Genomic DNA, 15,406 nt, shown 5'->3' on the forward strand with positions numbered 1-15,406 from the left:
TGCTCTGTGAATTATTTCCCCGCGAGTTAACTATGTTAATGCTATTTCTTACCGTGGCGTTGGTGCATATCGTTGCGCTGATGAGCCCTGGCCCAGACTTTTTCTTTGTATCCCAGACCGCCGTCAGCCGCTCCCGCAAAGAGGCGATGATGGGTGTGCTCGGCATTACCATGGGCGTCATGGTATGGGCAGCTGTCGCGCTGCTTGGCCTGAATTTGATTCTCGCGAAAATGGCCTGGCTGCATAACATCATTATGGTCGGCGGCGGGTTGTATCTGTGTTGGATGGGTTATCAGATGCTGCGCGGGGCGCTGAAGAAAGAAGAAAAAGTGTCGGGTGAACCTCATATCGAACTGGCAACGGGTGGCCGCAGCTTTGTGAAAGGTCTGCTGACCAATCTGGCGAACCCAAAAGCGATTATCTATTTTGGTTCCGTGTTCTCCCTTTTTGTCGGTGATGACGTGGGCGCAGGCGCGCGCTGGGGGATTTTCCTGCTGATCGTGGTGGAAACGTTCGCCTGGTTTACGGTGGTGGCAAGCCTGTTTGCGCTCCCGTCAATGCGCCGTGGCTATCAGCGCCTGGCGAAATGGATCGACGGTTTTGCCGGCGCACTGTTCGCCGGCTTTGGCATTCATCTCATCCTCTCTCGCTAAGCATGTCGCGCTGACGCAAGCAGCGCGCCAATCAGCATAAACAGCGATCCAAAGACTTTATTCAGGGCCTTCATCTGTTTAGGCCCTTTAATCCATCCCGCAATTCGCTGCGCCAGCGTCGCGTAGCCAATCATCACGATGATATCGACAATAATGGTCGTCGCGCCAAGCACGATGTACTGCATCACCTGTGGCTGATGCGGGACGATAAACTGCGGGAACAGCGCTGCCAGAAAGACGATGCTTTTCGGGTTGGTCAGATTGACGAACACGGCGCGTTTGAACAGTCGCCCACGGCTTTGCGTGTGCGCCAGTGTGTTCAGGTCAATTGAGCCCGCCGCGCGCCACTGCTGGATGCCCAGCCAAATCAGATACGCCGCGCCCGCCCATTTCAGCACTTCAAAGGCCAGAATAGATCGCGAGAAGAGCGTGCCCAAACCGATGCCAACCAGCACGATGTGGATCCCCAGCCCCGTTTGCAAACCGGCGATAGACGCCGCCGCACCGCGATAACCGTGGCTAATGGAGGTGGTCATGGTATTGATCGCGCCAGAACCCGGTGAAAGGCTCAGGATAATGGATGTCAGCAGGTAAGCGAACCACCACTCGAAGGTCATTTGAAACTCCCGAATCGTCTATTTTTATGCCACAATACGCTATTGTCAGCGCATTTTGTGATGCGTCACGAAAAAACGATATTCCATGGCTTACAGGGGTGGAAACCCAATGTTTCAGCAGAAAAAGGACTGGGAAACACGCGAGAACGCATTTGCTGCTTTCTCCATGGGGCCGCTGACCGATTTCTGGCGTCAGCGCGAAGAAGCCGAGATCATGGGCGTGGACAATGTCCCGGTTCGCTTTGTGCGTTTTCGGGATAGCAAAAACGATCGCGTGATCGTCGTGTGCCCCGGTCGTATTGAAAGCTACGTTAAATACGCTGAACTGGCTTACGACTTGTTCCATCTTGGTTTTGATGTCTTCATTATTGACCATCGTGGGCAAGGGCGTTCCGGGCGTTTACTGTCGGACACGCATCGTGGCCACGTTGATCATTTCAGTGATTATGTCGACGATCTCGCCGCGTTCTGGCAGCAGGAGGTGCAGGCAGGCCCGTGGCGTAAACGTTATATTCTTGCGCACTCTATGGGGGGCGCGATCGCCACGCTGTTTTTACAGCGCTATCCCCAGCATCAGTGCGACGCCATTGCGCTCACTGCGCCCATGTTCGGCATCGTCATGCGTTTTCCGGACTGGATGGTGCGCCATATTCTCGACTGGGCTGAGGGCCATCAGCGCATTCGCGAAGGCTACGCTATCGGAACCGGACGCTGGCGCGCGTTGCCCTTTGCGATTAACGTGCTGACACACAGTCGGCAACGTTATCGCCGAAATCTGCGTTTCTATGCCGATGAACCGCGTTTGCGCGTGGGCGGCCCGACGTATCACTGGGTGCGTGAAGGTATTCTCGCGGGTGAGTCTGCGCTGGCAGGCGTGGGTGACGATAATACGCCGACATTATTGATTCAGGCAGAAGAAGAGCGTGTGGTGGATAACCGCATGCATGAACGCTTTTGCGAATTGCGCGCTGCGGCGGGTCACCCTTGCGAAGGGGGAAAACCGCTGGTCATAAACGGTGCGTTCCATGAGATCCTTTTTGAAAAGGACGCCATGCGCTCAGTCGCGCTAAACGCCATTGTTGAATTTTTCGACAGGCATAACTGATTTTCTATTGAGGTTAAATTCTCCTATGTACCAGGTTGTTGCATCTGACTTAGATGGCACGTTACTTTCCCCCGATCACACCTTATCGCCGTACGCGAAAGAGACCTTAAAACTCCTGACCGCGCGTGGCGTGAATTTTGTCTTCGCGACGGGTCGCCACCATGTTGACGTCGGGCAAATCCGCGATGGCCTGGAGATTAAGGCGTACATGATCACCTCCAACGGTGCGCGCGTGCACGACACTGATGGCAATCTTATTTTCACTCACGATCTGGATCGCGATATCGCGGCCGATCTGTTCGGCGTCGTGCATGACAACCCGAAGATCGTCACTAACGTCTATCGCAACGACGACTGGTTTATGAACCGTCACCGCCCGGATGAGATGCGTTTCTTCAAAGAAGCGGTATTTAACTACACGCTGTATGAGCCCGCTTTACTGGAGCCGGAAGGGATCAGCAAAGTGTTCTTCACCTGCGATACCCACGAAGAGCTGCTGCCGCTGGAGCAGGCGATTAACGCGCGCTGGGGCGATCGCGTGAACGTCAGCTTCTCCACGCTGACCTGTCTGGAAGTGATGGCGGGCGGCGTGTCGAAAGGCCACGCCCTGGAAGCGGTTGCCAAACGCATGGGCTTTGAGCTGAAAGATTGCATCGCCTTTGGCGACGGCATGAACGACGCAGAAATGCTCTCCATGGCGGGTAAAGGCTGCATCATGGAAAACGCGCACCAGCGTTTGAAAGATCTGCACCCGGAGCTGGAAGTGATCGGCACCAACGGCGACAACGCCGTGCCGAATTATCTGCGTAAGCTGTTTCTTGAGTAATTGCCCTAACGTCTCGACTGATTAATTAACGCTCAGTTGTCAACTGAAGAGTCCGCTACAATGCCTGTCCTTCTTCCTGAGAGACAAGCATTGTGGCGCTACTCATTATCACCACTATTCTGTGGGCCTTCTCGTTCAGCCTGATCGGTGAATATCTCGCCGGGCATGTCGATAGCTATTTCTCCGTGCTGATGCGCGTGGGGCTGGCGGCGCTGGTGTTCCTGCCCTTTCTGCGTCTGCGCGGACAAACGTTCAAAACCATTCTGCTGTATATGCTGGTGGGCGCGATGCAGCTCGGCGTCATGTATCTGTTCAGCTTCCGCGCGTATGTCTATCTGTCGGTCTCAGAATTCCTGTTGTTCACCGTGCTGACGCCGCTCTATATCACGCTAATTTACGACCTCCTGAGCAAACGGCGTTTACGCTGGGGCTACGTGCTGAGCGCGCTGCTTGCGGTTGCGGGTGCGGCGATTATTCGCTACGACAAAGTGAGCGATCACTTCTGGACCGGGCTGATGTTCGTTCAGCTCGCTAACATCAGCTTTGCGATGGGTATGGTTGGCTACAAACGCCTGATGGAAACCCGTCCGATGCCGCAGCACAATGCCTTTGCATGGTTCTATATAGGGGCGTTTATCGTCGCCGTCGTGGCGTGGTTTATGCTGGGTAATCCGCAGAAATTGCCGACGACCACGGTGCAGTGGAGCGTGCTGATTTGGCTGGGCGTTGTGGCGTCAGGGCTGGGCTACTTTATGTGGAACTACGGCGCTACGCAGGTAGACGCCGGAACGCTGGGCATTATGAACAACGTCCATGTGCCCGCTGGCCTGCTGGTGAACCTGGCCATCTGGCAGGAACAACCGCACTGGCCGAGCTTTATTATTGGGGGAGCGGTGATCCTGGCTTCACTGTGGGTGCATCGCCATTGGGTCGCTCCGCGCTCCGAACAAACGGCAAATGGTCGCAAGCGTGATTCCGCGCTGAACGAATAAACGCTTCCGTGACCGGCTGACGCTGCTCGCCATCGCGCACGGCGGAGTACAGCCGGCTCCACAATCCCTCGCCCAGGGTTTTAGTGACCACCAGACCCTGGCGCTCAAAACTCTCTACCACCCAATGCGGCAGCGCTGCGATACCCATCCTGGCTGCCACCATCTGAATCAACAGCAGCGTGTTATCGACGCTTTTCAGGTTCGGGCTGATGCCCGCCGGTTGCAGGAAATGCCGCCAGATATCCAGACGACTGCGCTGCACCGGATAAATCAGCAGCGTTTCGGTCGCCAAATCTTCCGGCGTGATACGCGTTTTTACTGCTAACGGATGATCCGGAGCCAGCACCAGACGCACTTCATAATCAAACATCGGCGAGTAGTGCAGCCCGCTGCGCGGCAAAATATCGGACGTCATCACCAGATCCAGTTCGCCCTGCTGAAGCGACGGCTGCGGGTCAAACGTCATACCCGATTTAAAGTCCATCTCCACCTGCGGCCAGTGCTGGCGGAAATTCTCTAGCGCTGGCGTCAGCCACTGAATACAGCTGTGACACTCAATGGCGATGCGCAATTTCGTTTGCTGCGGTTCATTGCAGGACTGCAGCGCGGTAGCGATCTGCGGCAATACCTGGTTGGCAAGCTGGAGCAAAATTTCACCCTGCGGCGTAAAGCGCAGCGGCTGGCTCTTACGCACGAACAGACGAAAGCCAAGGCGTTGTTCCAGATCGCTGAACTGGTGTGACAGCGCGGATTGCGTCTGGTGCAGCGTGGCCGCCGCCGCCGCGAGCGACCCGCAATTCCGCAACGCTTGTAGCGTTTTCAGGTGTTTTATCTCGATCATGAAAGTCCTTCACTTCGCCATGAGTATTTTGCGCTTGAGGAATATACAGTAACCGCCAATTATGGATGTGTAAACATCTGGACGTCCAAATCCTTCGTCTTTTAAATTTATGGTGCGTTGGCTGCGTTTACTCACCCTGGTCACTTACTCATGTAAGCTCCCGGGGATGCGCAAACTTGCCGCCTTCCCTAAATTCAAAATCCATCGGATTTATAAACATTTAGAGGAATGACACATGACTGTAATCAACCACACTCTCGGTTTCCCTCGCGTTGGTTTGCGCCGCGAACTGAAAAAAGCACAAGAAAGTTACTGGGCGGGTCACTCCACCCGCGAAGAGCTGTTGGCCGTTGGCCGTGAGCTGCGCGCTCGTCACTGGGATCAGCAAAAACAGGCAGGCATTGATCTGCTGCCGGTGGGCGATTTCGCCTGGTACGACCATGTTCTGACCACCAGCCTGCTGCTTGGCAACGTGCCGGCTCGTCATCAGAACAAAGATGGATCGGTGGATATCGACACCCTGTTCCGCCTGGGCCGTGGCCGTGCGCCAACCGGCGAGCCAGCGGCGGCGGCAGAAATGACCAAATGGTTTAACACCAACTACCACTATATGGTTCCTGAGTTTGTGAAAGGCCAGCAGTTCAAACTGACCTGGACACAGCTTCTGGATGAGGTGGACGAAGCGCTGGCGCTGGGCCACAACATTAAGCCGGTTTTGCTCGGGCCGGTGACGTATCTGTGGCTGGGTAAAGTGAAAGGCGAGCAGTTTGACCGCCTGGGCCTGTTAAACGACATTTTGCCGGTATACCAACAGGTGCTGGCTGAACTGGCAAAACGCGGCGTTGAGTGGGTACAAATCGATGAGCCCGCGCTGGTGCTGGAGCTGCCGCAGGCGTGGCTGGAAGCGTTTAAACCGGCTTACGACGCGCTGACGGGCCAGACCAAACTGCTGCTGACCACCTATTTTGAAGGCGTCACGCCGAATCTCGACACCATCACCGCGCTGCCAGTGCAGGGTCTGCATGTGGATCTGGTTCACGGCAAAGATGATGTGGCTGAACTTAACAAACGCCTGCCGTCCGACTGGCTGCTGTCTGCGGGCCTGGTGAACGGGCGCAACGTCTGGCGTGCCGATCTGACGGAGAAATACGCGCAGATTAAAGACATCGTCGGCAAACGTGATTTGTGGATTGCCTCTTCGTGCTCCTTGCTGCACAGCCCAATCGATCTGAGCGTCGAAACGCGACTGAATGCGGAGATCAAAAGCTGGTTCGCCTTCGCACTGCAAAAATGTGAAGAGCTGGCCCTGCTGCGTGATGCGCTGAACAGCGGCGACACCGCGAAGCTGGTCGAGTGGAGTGCGCCGATTCAGGCGCGTCGTCATTCGACTCGCGTGCATAACGCGGCGGTGGAAAAACGTCTGGCGGCAATCACCGCGAATGACAGCCAGCGTGAAAACGCCTACGCAGTGCGTGCCGAAGCGCAGCGTGCGCGCTTCAACCTGCCCGCGTGGCCGACCACCACGATCGGTTCTTTCCCGCAGACCACTGAAATCCGCAGCCTGCGTCTGGACTTCAAAAAAGGCAATCTCGACGCCAACCACTACCGCACCGGCATTGCGGAACACATCAAGCAGGCGATTGTTGAGCAGGAGCGTTTGGGGCTGGACGTGCTGGTGCATGGCGAAGCCGAGCGTAATGACATGGTGGAATACTTTGGTGAGCACCTGGATGGTTTTGTGTTTACCCAAAACGGCTGGGTGCAGAGCTACGGTTCCCGCTGCGTGAAACCGCCGGTCGTGATTGGTGACGTCAGCCGTCCAGAAGCGATTACCGTTGAGTGGGCAAAGTACGCGCAATCCCTGACGGACAAACCGGTGAAAGGCATGTTGACCGGTCCGGTGACCATTCTTTGCTGGTCATTCCCGCGTGAAGATGTGACACGTGAAACCATCGCCAGACAGATTGCCCTGGCGCTGCGCGACGAAGTGGCGGATCTCGAAGCCGCAGGCATCGGCATTATCCAGATTGACGAACCGGCACTGCGCGAAGGCTTGCCGCTGCGTCGTAGCGACTGGGATGCTTACCTGCAATGGGGCGTGGAGGTTTTCCGTATCAGCGCCGCCGTGGCAAAGAACGATACGCAGATCCACACCCACATGTGTTACTGCGAATTTAACGACATCATGGCGTCTATCGCGGCGCTGGATGCCGACGTGATCACCATCGAAACCTCGCGTTCAGACATGGAACTGCTGGAGTCGTTCGAAGAGTTCGACTATCCGAACGAAATCGGCCCGGGCGTGTACGACATTCACTCCCCGAATGTGCCAAGCGTGGAATGGATCGAGGCGTTGCTGGCAAAAGCCGCTCAGCGTATTCCGGCGGAGCGTCTGTGGGTGAACCCGGACTGCGGCCTGAAAACCCGTGGCTGGCCGGAAACCCGCGCCGCGCTGGCGAATATGGTACAAGCCGCGCAGAATCTGCGTCAGGGTTAATGGCCTGAATAGCCCTCTTCTGTTTGGGGAGAGGGTAAGGTGAGGGGAACAGGCGGCTGAAAAGTCGCTTTGTTCATCTCAAACGGCAGCCCTAAGCATGGCCTTCCATTAACCGGCTAATATGAATGCTCAGCCACGTCAGCTCGTCTTTTGGCAGCGTGAGTTGATGTTTTTCCTGCACATAATCGCGGATCACCCATGCTACGGTCATGGCATCTGGGCGATGACGCATTAACTCTTGATAAAAATCGTCGGTCTCGCTGACCACAATTTTCCCGGTTAAAACCCGCTCGGCAAAGTAGCGCAGATGGGTAATAAATCGCATGTAGTTCACCGACTGCGTATCAATGGCTTTGCTCAATTTATACCGCACAATCTCGGCGATACGATTGACCAGCTCAACCTGCAGATGCGCCGAACTGTCGTCGGTCTGGCCGCTGGCGTTAATCAGATGAAAGGCGATGTTCACCGCTTCATCTTCCGGCAGGTCAACGCCAAACTGCGCGTTCACGTTTGCCCGCGCCTGCATCCCGACGCTGTATTCTTGCGGGTAGTAGCGCTTCACTTCCCAGCTTAGCTTATTGAGGATCACCTGCCCGCTGCGGCTGCGTTCTACCGCAAAGTGCAGATGCTCGGCGAGGGTGAAAAGCAGCACCGAGTTGAGTTTGTCGCCGCAAACGCTGCGCGCCAGCGTCAAAATCTCGTGGCTTACTTCAAAGAATGCCGCAGGAATGGTGTCCGTGAGCGATAAAAAGTGACGGGACTTAAGATCGCTTAGCGGCAGGAAGACTTTCTCCACCTGCGTCAGGTCGATTTGGCTCCCCGCTTTCGCGCCAAAGCCAATCCCTTTGCCAAACAAAATCATCTCCCGCTGATCGTTGTCGACCAGCAGCATGCTGTTATTGAGCGATTTTTTTATCGTAATCACGGTTATTCCTGCGGCCTGGCCGTTTAGCGCATGTCAGCGCCATTGCTGGCGATCACTTTCTGATACCACTCAAAAGAGTCTTTTTTCAGGCGCTGTAAGGTGCCGTTGCCTTCGTCATCCTGATCGACATAGATAAAGCCATAGCGCTTGGACATCTGCGACGTGCCTGCGCTAATAATGTCGATGCATCCCCAGGTGGTGAATCCCATCACATCCACCCCTTCATTGATAGCCGCCAAAGTTTGCTCAAAATGGGCGCGGAAATAGTCGATACGATAGCTGTCGTGCACCTTGCCATTCTCGACGATATCCTTCGCGCCCAGCCCATTTTCAACGATAAACAGCGGCTTTTGGTAACGGTCGTACAGTTCGAGCAGGGAAATTTTTAGCCCAACCGGGTCGATTTGCCACCCCCATTCCGACGCAGGCAGATACGGGTTTTTCACCCCAAGAATGGTATTGCCTGGGATGCGTTCAACGTCCGGCTGCGTCGATTCGGTCAGTGACATGTAGTAACTGAACGAGACGAAATCGACGGTGTTTTCTTTTAAAATGCGCTGATCGTCGGCCTGCATGTCAATCTGAATGTCGCGGCTCGCCAGATCGCGCAGGATCAGCGGCGGGTATTCCCCGAACACCTGCACATCCGCATAGAAATAGTTTTCGAGATTCTTTTTCAGCGTCGCTTCAACGTCTTCCGGGCGGCAGCTGTGCGGATAGGTGGTGAGTTTGGTGAGCATACAGCCCACCTGGCTGCCGGGAATTTTGGCGTGGCAGTCACGCGTCACCAGCGCCGAGGCGACAAACTGATGATGCAGCCCTTGATAAATATCCTGTTGTGCTTTGCCCGGCGCACATTTCTCTTTGCGGATACCGGCGGTGGTAAACGGGTGGCGGTGGATGCTGTCGATTTCGTTAAACGTGAGCCAGTAGCGCACCAGATCTTTATAGCGGTCGAAACAGACATTACTGAATCGCACAAACGCGTCCAGCACGTTGCGGTGTACCCAGCCGTTATATCGCTCGCTGAGCGCCAGCGGCATCTCGTAATGGGACAGCGTCACCAGCGGCTCGATGTTATGGCGACGCAGTTCGCGGAACATCTCTTCGTAAAATTGCAGGCCTGCTTCATTCGGTGCAGCGTCTTCACCATCTGGGAAAATACGCGACCAGGCGATGGACACACGCAGGACTTTAAAGCCCATTTCGGCGAACAGCGCGATATCGTCTTTATAGTGGTGATAGAAATCGATGCCGCGACGTTTTGGATAAAGTTTGTCGTTTTTGCCTTCAAACGCATCCTGAATATTTTCATCCGTCAGCGCCATATGGCCGTCATAATCTTTCAGCGACAGATTGGGTTTCCAGGTGATGGCATCCGCCACCGACGGCCCTTTGCCATCAACGTTCCAGGCGCCTTCGGCCTGATTAGCGGCAATTGCGCCGCCCCATAAAAAACCTTGCGGGAACGGGAGGGATTTATCCATTACACGGACTCCTTTAGCGTCATGATGATGTGAGGATTTGGATTTTTGTCGTCGTGGCTATGTGGCGTGAGCGAGAAACGTTCGCCGTTCGTCACCACCATTATCACCACCGGATCGAGACCTGCTGCGGTGAGGGTATCAAGAGAAAATTCAATCAGCGTTTCGCCGCTTTTCACGTGCTGGCCTTCCTGAACCTTGGGGGAAAACCCTTCGCCTTGCAGCTTGATGGTGTCGATTCCGATGTGGAAAATCAGTTCTACACCCGCATCGGTGAGAAGACTCAGCGCGTGGCCGCTTTCAAACACGTTAACGATAGTGCCGTCCGCCGGGGCACGCAGCACGCCTTGAGAGGGGACAATCGCGATGCCGTCACCCATGATTTTGCGGGAGAAAACATCGTCATTCACGTTTTCCAGCGGAATGATTTGCCCTTCAATCGGACGCGTGAACGTCAGTTCGTCGGTTTGCTCAGTGACTTTATCGCGCCACAACAGCAGGGCACTGATAAACGCGATGGCGAATGACAGACCGGCACCGGCAAACGCCCAGAGGATGTTGAGCGGGTTATCTGGCGAGACGAACATGGAGATACTGGCAAGGCCTGGACCCACAATCGCAAAGGCTTCAACCGCCATCCAGCCGATAAAAGCGCCGCCCACGATGCTGCCGAGGATCACGCTGTAGAGCGCTTTTTTATTCAGCAGCGTGACGCCGTAAAGCGCGGGTTCGGTAATGCCAAACAGCGCGGAAATGCCCGCTGAAAACGCGGTCGATTTCAGCACCTTGTCTTTGCTTTTAAGCGCAATCGCCAGACATGCGCCAGATTCAGCGATGTTGTGCGCCAGCGATGCGGGGAGATACAGCAGTTCGCGGCCAAACTGGCTCATGGATGCCACGGCATAGGGCAGCATCGGTTTGTGCATTCCGGCCGCGACCATAAACGGCAGCGCGGCGGCGAGCAATCCTGTTGCCACAAAACCGAGTTTCCCGTAAAGCCACAGAATGACCGTCGCCAGGCCTGCGCCCAGTTCATAGCCCAAAGGCCCTAAAATCAGCAGCGTGACGGGAACCGTGGCCAGCAACGACAGCATCGGTGAAAGGAAAATACGCAGCGCGCCGGGTGAGTAACGATTAAAAAACTTTTCCGTCTGCGCATAAAACAGCACGCATAGAATAGCCGGGAAGACCTGTGAGGCGTAGGCCACGTTGCGCAGATCGAACGACATGAATTCCGCGCCCTCGGCCAGCTGTTTGGTCATCGCCGGTAACACCATAACCGCAACGGCTGAGACGGCGACCAGCACGTTGACCTTGAGCTTTGTCGCGGTCGTGATAGCGACCAGGATCGGCAGGAAATAGAGTGGGGCAGAGCCGATATTATCCAGCACTTTGTAAGTGGAGCTGTCGCGGCTGAGCCAGCCCACGACATCCAGCAACAGCAGCAGTGATTTCAGTACACCGCCGCCGGCAATCGCGGGGACCAAAGGCTGGAAAACACTAATCACAAAATCGACGATTTGCGCCCAACGGTTGGGTTTATTCGCGTGTGGCTGGGTATTGCCCTGCGGCGTGCCGACCAGAGACCGCACCGCTTCGTAAACCTGAACCACTTCATGCCCAATAATCACCTGGCACTGCACGTTGACGCGCACGCCCAGCACACCGTCAATTTTCGCCAGCGCGGTTTCATTCACTTTGCCGTTGTCGTACAGGCTCAGCCGCAAGCGGGTAGAGCAATGCTCGATATGTTCGATATTCTCAGCGCCACCCACATGGGCGATGACGTCCAGTGCTGTCTGCAAATGATTCATGTCTGGCCCCTGTCTCCAGAGCAAAAAAAAAGACCTGAAGCCCATTTCCCCCGGGGAGGAGAAATGGGCTTCAGGTCTTGCCTACGGATCGTAGTTACACGCCTGTGCTTTTTATATCGGTCAAAAGCTGTTTAAAAGTCAATCAACCGTTGTGCTTCGTACGTTAAATTGTGAGCGGCTTAACCCTTTTTCGCGCCATACTGCCGGAACCACGCCAGCATTCGCTGCCAGCCGTCTTTGGCCGATTCTTCGTGATAGCTTGGGCGATAATCGGCGTTAAACGCATGGCCCGCCTCCGGATAAACCACGATTTCTGCTTTGGCATTCGCGGCACGCAGCGCCTGCCGCATCGTCTCGACGCTCTCCAGCGAAATGCCCGTATCTTCGCCACCGTAAAGCCCAAGAACGGGCGCATTGAGATCGACCGCGATATCCACCGGATGCTTAGGTGAATTCAGCGTTTTCTCGCCAACCAGCTTGCCATACCAGGCCACGGCGGCTTTCAGTTGCGGATTGTGTGCGGCATAAAGCCAGGTGATGCGTCCGCCCCAGCAGAAGCCCGTGACCATTAGCCGATGCGCATCGCCGCCGTTACGCGCCGCCCAACTGGCGACATGATCGAGATCGGCCAGCACCTGCGCATCCGGTACTTTGCTAACCAGATTGCTGAACAGCGTGGGGATATCGCTGTATTCATTGGGGTCGCCCTGACGGAAGTACAGCTCCGGCGCGACGGCCAGATACCCCTCCAGCGCCAGGCGACGGCAGACGTCCCGAATATGTTCGTGAACGCCAAAAATCTCCTGAACCACAATGACGATCGGCAAAGGCCCGTCCACGCCCTTTGGACGCGCGTGATAAGCGGGCATGTTTTCACCCTGGGAAGGGATCGAGGTTTCGCCTGCCGTGATGGCGTCTTCAGACGTTGAAACGATGGTTGACGCGAGAGGGGCGGCGGCAGGTGCAAAATTCGTTTTTTGAGTCATGGTATTCTCCGTACCCGTTGGTGCAAATAAATATAGACCTCAAGTTAACAATTCACAGTGCCCGAAACGGGCTATCTTTTGTGCAGTAGTAAACGATATAACTTGTTAGTGTGATGAGTGTCACTATTTTATGGTAATTAACTGCAATCATTTTCATTCGTGGTGAGGTCTGTCACGAAAATGTGCCCGGTGCTTCTGTAAAGTACCGTTTTACTTCTTCTGACAACCCGACCCACAGAGGAGTCACCTATGTCTAAGTCTGATGTTTTTCATCTCGGCCTCACTAAAAACGATTTACAAGGGGCTACGCTGGCTATCGTCCCTGGCGATCCTGAGCGTGTGGAAAAGATCGCCGCGCTGATGGATAAGCCGGTTAAGCTGGCTGCGCATCGCGAATTCACCACCTGGCGTGCAGAGCTGGATGGCAAAGCCGTTATCGTGTGTTCGACCGGTATCGGTGGTCCTTCTACCTCTATCGCCGTTGAAGAGCTGGCACAGCTGGGCATTCGTACTTTCCTGCGTATCGGGACCACTGGCGCTATTCAGCCGCACATCAACGTCGGCGACGTGCTGGTGACCACTGCATCTGTGCGTCTTGACGGTGCAAGCCTGCACTTTGCGCCAATGGAATATCCGGCCGTGGCGGACTTTGAATGTACCACTGCGCTGGTTGAAGCTGCGAAATCCGTGGGCGCAACGACTCACATCGGCGTGACCGCCTCTTCTGACACCTTCTACCCAGGCCAGGAGCGTTATGACACCTTCTCCGGTCGCGTGGTGAACCGTTTTAAAGGTTCGATGGAAGAGTGGCAGTCCATGGGCGTAATGAACTATGAAATGGAATCTGCAACGCTGCTAACCATGTGCGCAAGCCAGGGTCTGCGTGCCGGTATGGTGGCGGGCGTCATCGTTAACCGCACCCAGCAAGAAATTCCAAACGCAGAAACCATGAAGAAAACCGAAAGCCACGCGGTGAAAATCGTGGTTGAAGCGGCTCGCCGCCTGATCTAGTTTCCCCTTTCAGATAAAAGGCCGACGCGTTCGGCCTTTTCTTTTTGCGTAGCGCCTCGCAGGAAACCCCTTTCAAACTGGACGTTTATACAGCACAATTCTATTTTGTGCGGGTAATGGTTTGATGCAGGGGGCGTTGTGGATATCTCAATCCTAATTTATGCAGTCATTGCGCTGGTGGGCGCGGGTGTGGGCTGGCTGATGTCCAGCTACCAGCATGCGCAACATAAAGCCGATCAGCTGGCCGATCGTGAAGAGATGGTGGCTGAGCTCAGTGCTGCAAAACAACAGCTTACGCAGAGCGCGCACTGGCGCGAAGAGTGCGAATTGCTCAACAATGAACTGCGTAATCTGCGTGATATCAATACCTCTTTAGAAGCCGACCTGCGCGAAGTCACGACCCGTCTGGAATCCACCCAGCTGCATGCCGAAGACAAAATCCGTCAGATGATCAACAGCGAGCAGCGCCTGAGCGAGCAGTTTGAAAATCTGGCTAACCGCATCTTTGAGCAGAGCAACCGCCGCGTTGATGAGCAGAATCGTCAGAGCCTGAACGGTTTGCTGACCCCCCTGCGTGAACAACTGGATGGTTTTCGTCGTCAGGTGCAGGACAGCTTTGGCCAGGAGTCGCGTGAACGCCACACCCTGGCGCATGAAATCCGTAATCTCCAGCAGCTGAATGCGCAGATGGCGCAAGAGGCGGTCAACCTGACGCGTGCGCTCAAGGGCGACAATAAAACGCAGGGGAACTGGGGCGAAGTGGTGCTCACCCGCGTGCTGGAAGCCTCTGGTCTGCGCGAGGGGTATGAATACGAAACGCAGGTTAGCATTGAAACCGACACCCGATCGCGGATGCAGCCCGATGTCATCGTGCGCCTGCCGCAGGGCAAAGACGTGGTGATTGACGCCAAAATGACGCTGGTGGCCTATGAGCGCTACTTCAATGCCGAAGATGATTTCACCCGAGAATCCGCACTCCAGGAGCACATCGCCTCGGTACGAAATCACATTCGCCTGTTGGGGCGAAAAGATTATCAACAGTTGCCAGGGCTGCGCTCGCTGGATTATGTGCTGATGTTTATTCCGGTCGAACCGGCATTTTTGCTGGCACTGGACAGACAACCAGAACTTATCACCGAAGCGTTGAAAAACAATATTATGCTGGTCAGTCCAACCACGCTGCTGGTGGCGCTCCGTACCATCGCAAACCTGTGGCGGTACGAGCATCAAAGCCGTAACGCGCAGCAAATTGCCGATCGCGCCAGCAAGCTGTACGACAAAATGCGCCTGTTTGTGGATGACATGACATCCGTTGGGCAAAGCCTGGACAGGGCACAGGAGAATTACCGTCAGGCGATGAAAAAACTCTCGTCGGGTCGAGGAAATCTGCTTTCACAAGCTGAGGCGTTTCGCAGCCTGGGTGTTGAGGTCAAGCGCGAGATTAATCCGGAATTGGCCGAACAGGCCACGGCTCAGGATGAAGAATATCGCCTTCGTGACGGGGTGAATGAGCAAAATACAGACAATCAAGACAATGATTTAGCCGCACAAGCATTGTCCGAAACGCAGGCAAACCGATTCTTTCAGGGTGGTTGAATCGTAGGGCAAACGCGCCCAATCTGTTACACTTCACGAACATTTGACGGATTAGC

Annotated in this window: 13 protein-coding genes; 7 read left to right on the forward strand and 6 right to left on the reverse strand. The window is 55.1% G+C overall.

The window, feature by feature from the left end; all coding sequences use genetic code 11:
• The first annotated feature begins 32 nt into the window (after nucleotides 1-32).
• Nucleotides 33-653, forward strand: a complete 621-nt coding sequence (rhtC, locus tag AC0LWE_RS21340) for a threonine export protein RhtC (RefSeq protein WP_202694797.1) — start codon at nucleotides 33-35, stop codon at nucleotides 651-653.
• Here rhtC and rhtB read toward each other — a convergent pair.
• On the reverse strand, nucleotides 650-1,270 hold the full coding sequence (gene rhtB, locus AC0LWE_RS21345) for a homoserine/homoserine lactone efflux protein (RefSeq protein WP_131488617.1): 621 nt from the start codon (nucleotides 1,268-1,270) through the stop codon (nucleotides 650-652). The genes rhtC and rhtB overlap by 4 nt on opposite strands.
• A gap of 109 nt (nucleotides 1,271-1,379) precedes the next feature.
• Here rhtB and pldB point away from each other — a divergent pair, with 109 nt between their 5' ends.
• The 3 genes from pldB to AC0LWE_RS21360 all read left to right on the forward strand — a co-directional run bounded on the left by pldB (nucleotide 1,380) and on the right by AC0LWE_RS21360 (nucleotide 4,193).
• Nucleotides 1,380-2,375 carry a lysophospholipase L2 gene (gene pldB / locus AC0LWE_RS21350; protein ID WP_219347260.1) on the forward strand — a complete coding sequence of 332 codons (996 nt, stop codon included), beginning with the start codon at nucleotides 1,380-1,382 and terminating at the stop codon, nucleotides 2,373-2,375.
• A gap of 25 nt (nucleotides 2,376-2,400) precedes the next feature.
• Nucleotides 2,401-3,201: a sugar/pyridoxal phosphate phosphatase YigL gene (yigL, locus tag AC0LWE_RS21355; RefSeq protein WP_059180716.1), complete on the forward strand. Its 801-nt coding sequence runs from the start codon at nucleotides 2,401-2,403 to the stop codon at nucleotides 3,199-3,201.
• Nucleotides 3,202-3,293: 92 nt separating this feature from the next.
• Nucleotides 3,294-4,193: a carboxylate/amino acid/amine transporter gene (locus AC0LWE_RS21360; RefSeq protein WP_219347261.1), complete on the forward strand. Its 900-nt coding sequence runs from the start codon at nucleotides 3,294-3,296 to the stop codon at nucleotides 4,191-4,193.
• Here the strand turns inward: AC0LWE_RS21360 and metR are convergent.
• Nucleotides 4,081-5,034 carry an HTH-type transcriptional regulator MetR gene (metR, locus tag AC0LWE_RS21365; protein WP_059180714.1) on the reverse strand — a complete coding sequence of 318 codons (954 nt, stop codon included), beginning with the start codon at nucleotides 5,032-5,034 and terminating at the stop codon, nucleotides 4,081-4,083. The two genes, AC0LWE_RS21360 and metR, sit on opposite strands and share 113 nt — an antisense overlap.
• Before the next feature lie 235 nt (nucleotides 5,035-5,269).
• Between metR and metE the strand changes: the two genes are divergently transcribed.
• Nucleotides 5,270-7,531, forward strand: coding sequence for a 5-methyltetrahydropteroyltriglutamate--homocysteine S-methyltransferase (gene metE, locus AC0LWE_RS21370; RefSeq protein ID WP_219347262.1), 2,262 nt, complete (start codon nucleotides 5,270-5,272; stop codon nucleotides 7,529-7,531).
• Nucleotides 7,532-7,622: 91 nt separating this feature from the next.
• Here the strand turns inward: metE and AC0LWE_RS21375 are convergent, their stop codons facing one another.
• From AC0LWE_RS21375 to AC0LWE_RS21390, 4 genes are all read right to left on the reverse strand, one after another.
• Entirely contained in the window at nucleotides 7,623-8,459 is an 837-nt protein-coding gene (locus AC0LWE_RS21375; protein WP_219347263.1) for a PRD domain-containing protein, read from the reverse strand.
• Between the two features lie 23 nt (nucleotides 8,460-8,482).
• Nucleotides 8,483-9,946 carry a glycoside hydrolase family 1 protein gene (locus tag AC0LWE_RS21380; RefSeq protein WP_219347264.1) on the reverse strand — a complete coding sequence of 488 codons (1,464 nt, stop codon included), beginning with the start codon at nucleotides 9,944-9,946 and terminating at the stop codon, nucleotides 8,483-8,485.
• Nucleotides 9,946-11,757 (reverse strand): beta-glucoside-specific PTS transporter subunit IIABC, encoded by a 1,812-nt coding sequence (locus AC0LWE_RS21385; protein WP_219347265.1) that lies wholly within the window; start codon nucleotides 11,755-11,757, stop codon nucleotides 9,946-9,948. The genes AC0LWE_RS21380 and AC0LWE_RS21385 overlap by 1 nt, the downstream gene beginning before the upstream one ends.
• 179 nt (nucleotides 11,758-11,936) lie before the next feature.
• Complete coding sequence (locus tag AC0LWE_RS21390) at nucleotides 11,937-12,743, reverse strand: dienelactone hydrolase family protein (RefSeq protein WP_059180709.1); 807 nt, start codon at nucleotides 12,741-12,743, stop codon at nucleotides 11,937-11,939.
• Nucleotides 12,744-12,992: 249 nt separating this feature from the next.
• Here AC0LWE_RS21390 and udp point away from each other — a divergent pair, with 249 nt between their 5' ends.
• Both udp and rmuC read left to right on the forward strand, forming a co-directional pair.
• Nucleotides 12,993-13,754, forward strand: coding sequence for a uridine phosphorylase (gene udp / locus AC0LWE_RS21395; RefSeq protein ID WP_015960922.1), 762 nt, complete (start codon nucleotides 12,993-12,995; stop codon nucleotides 13,752-13,754).
• A 138-nt stretch (nucleotides 13,755-13,892) separates the two neighbouring features.
• On the forward strand, nucleotides 13,893-15,350 hold the full coding sequence (rmuC, locus tag AC0LWE_RS21400) for a DNA recombination protein RmuC (protein WP_219347266.1): 1,458 nt from the start codon (nucleotides 13,893-13,895) through the stop codon (nucleotides 15,348-15,350).
• The last annotated feature ends 56 nt before the right edge of the window (nucleotides 15,351-15,406 follow it).

The organism is Lelliottia sp. RD5 (assembly GCF_056032945.1).

Excerpts from the sequence above, each read along its gene's own strand:
- metR (WP_059180714.1), bottom strand. The coding sequence starts at position 5,034 with ATGATCGAGATAAAACACCTGAAAACGCTACAAGCGTTGCGGAATTGC.
- yigL (WP_059180716.1), top strand. The coding sequence starts at position 2,401 with ATGTACCAGGTTGTTGCATCTGACTTAGATGGCACGTTACTTTCCCCC.
- AC0LWE_RS21390 (WP_059180709.1), bottom strand. The coding sequence starts at position 12,743 with ATGACTCAAAAAACGAATTTTGCACCTGCCGCCGCCCCTCTCGCGTCA.
- rhtC (WP_202694797.1), top strand. The coding sequence starts at position 33 with ATGTTAATGCTATTTCTTACCGTGGCGTTGGTGCATATCGTTGCGCTG.
- AC0LWE_RS21380 (WP_219347264.1), bottom strand. The coding sequence starts at position 9,946 with ATGGATAAATCCCTCCCGTTCCCGCAAGGTTTTTTATGGGGCGGCGCA.
- rhtB (WP_131488617.1), bottom strand. The coding sequence starts at position 1,270 with ATGACCTTCGAGTGGTGGTTCGCTTACCTGCTGACATCCATTATCCTG.
- pldB (WP_219347260.1), top strand. The coding sequence starts at position 1,380 with ATGTTTCAGCAGAAAAAGGACTGGGAAACACGCGAGAACGCATTTGCT.
- AC0LWE_RS21385 (WP_219347265.1), bottom strand. The coding sequence starts at position 11,757 with ATGAATCATTTGCAGACAGCACTGGACGTCATCGCCCATGTGGGTGGC.
- metE (WP_219347262.1), top strand. The coding sequence starts at position 5,270 with ATGACTGTAATCAACCACACTCTCGGTTTCCCTCGCGTTGGTTTGCGC.
- udp (WP_015960922.1), top strand. The coding sequence starts at position 12,993 with ATGTCTAAGTCTGATGTTTTTCATCTCGGCCTCACTAAAAACGATTTA.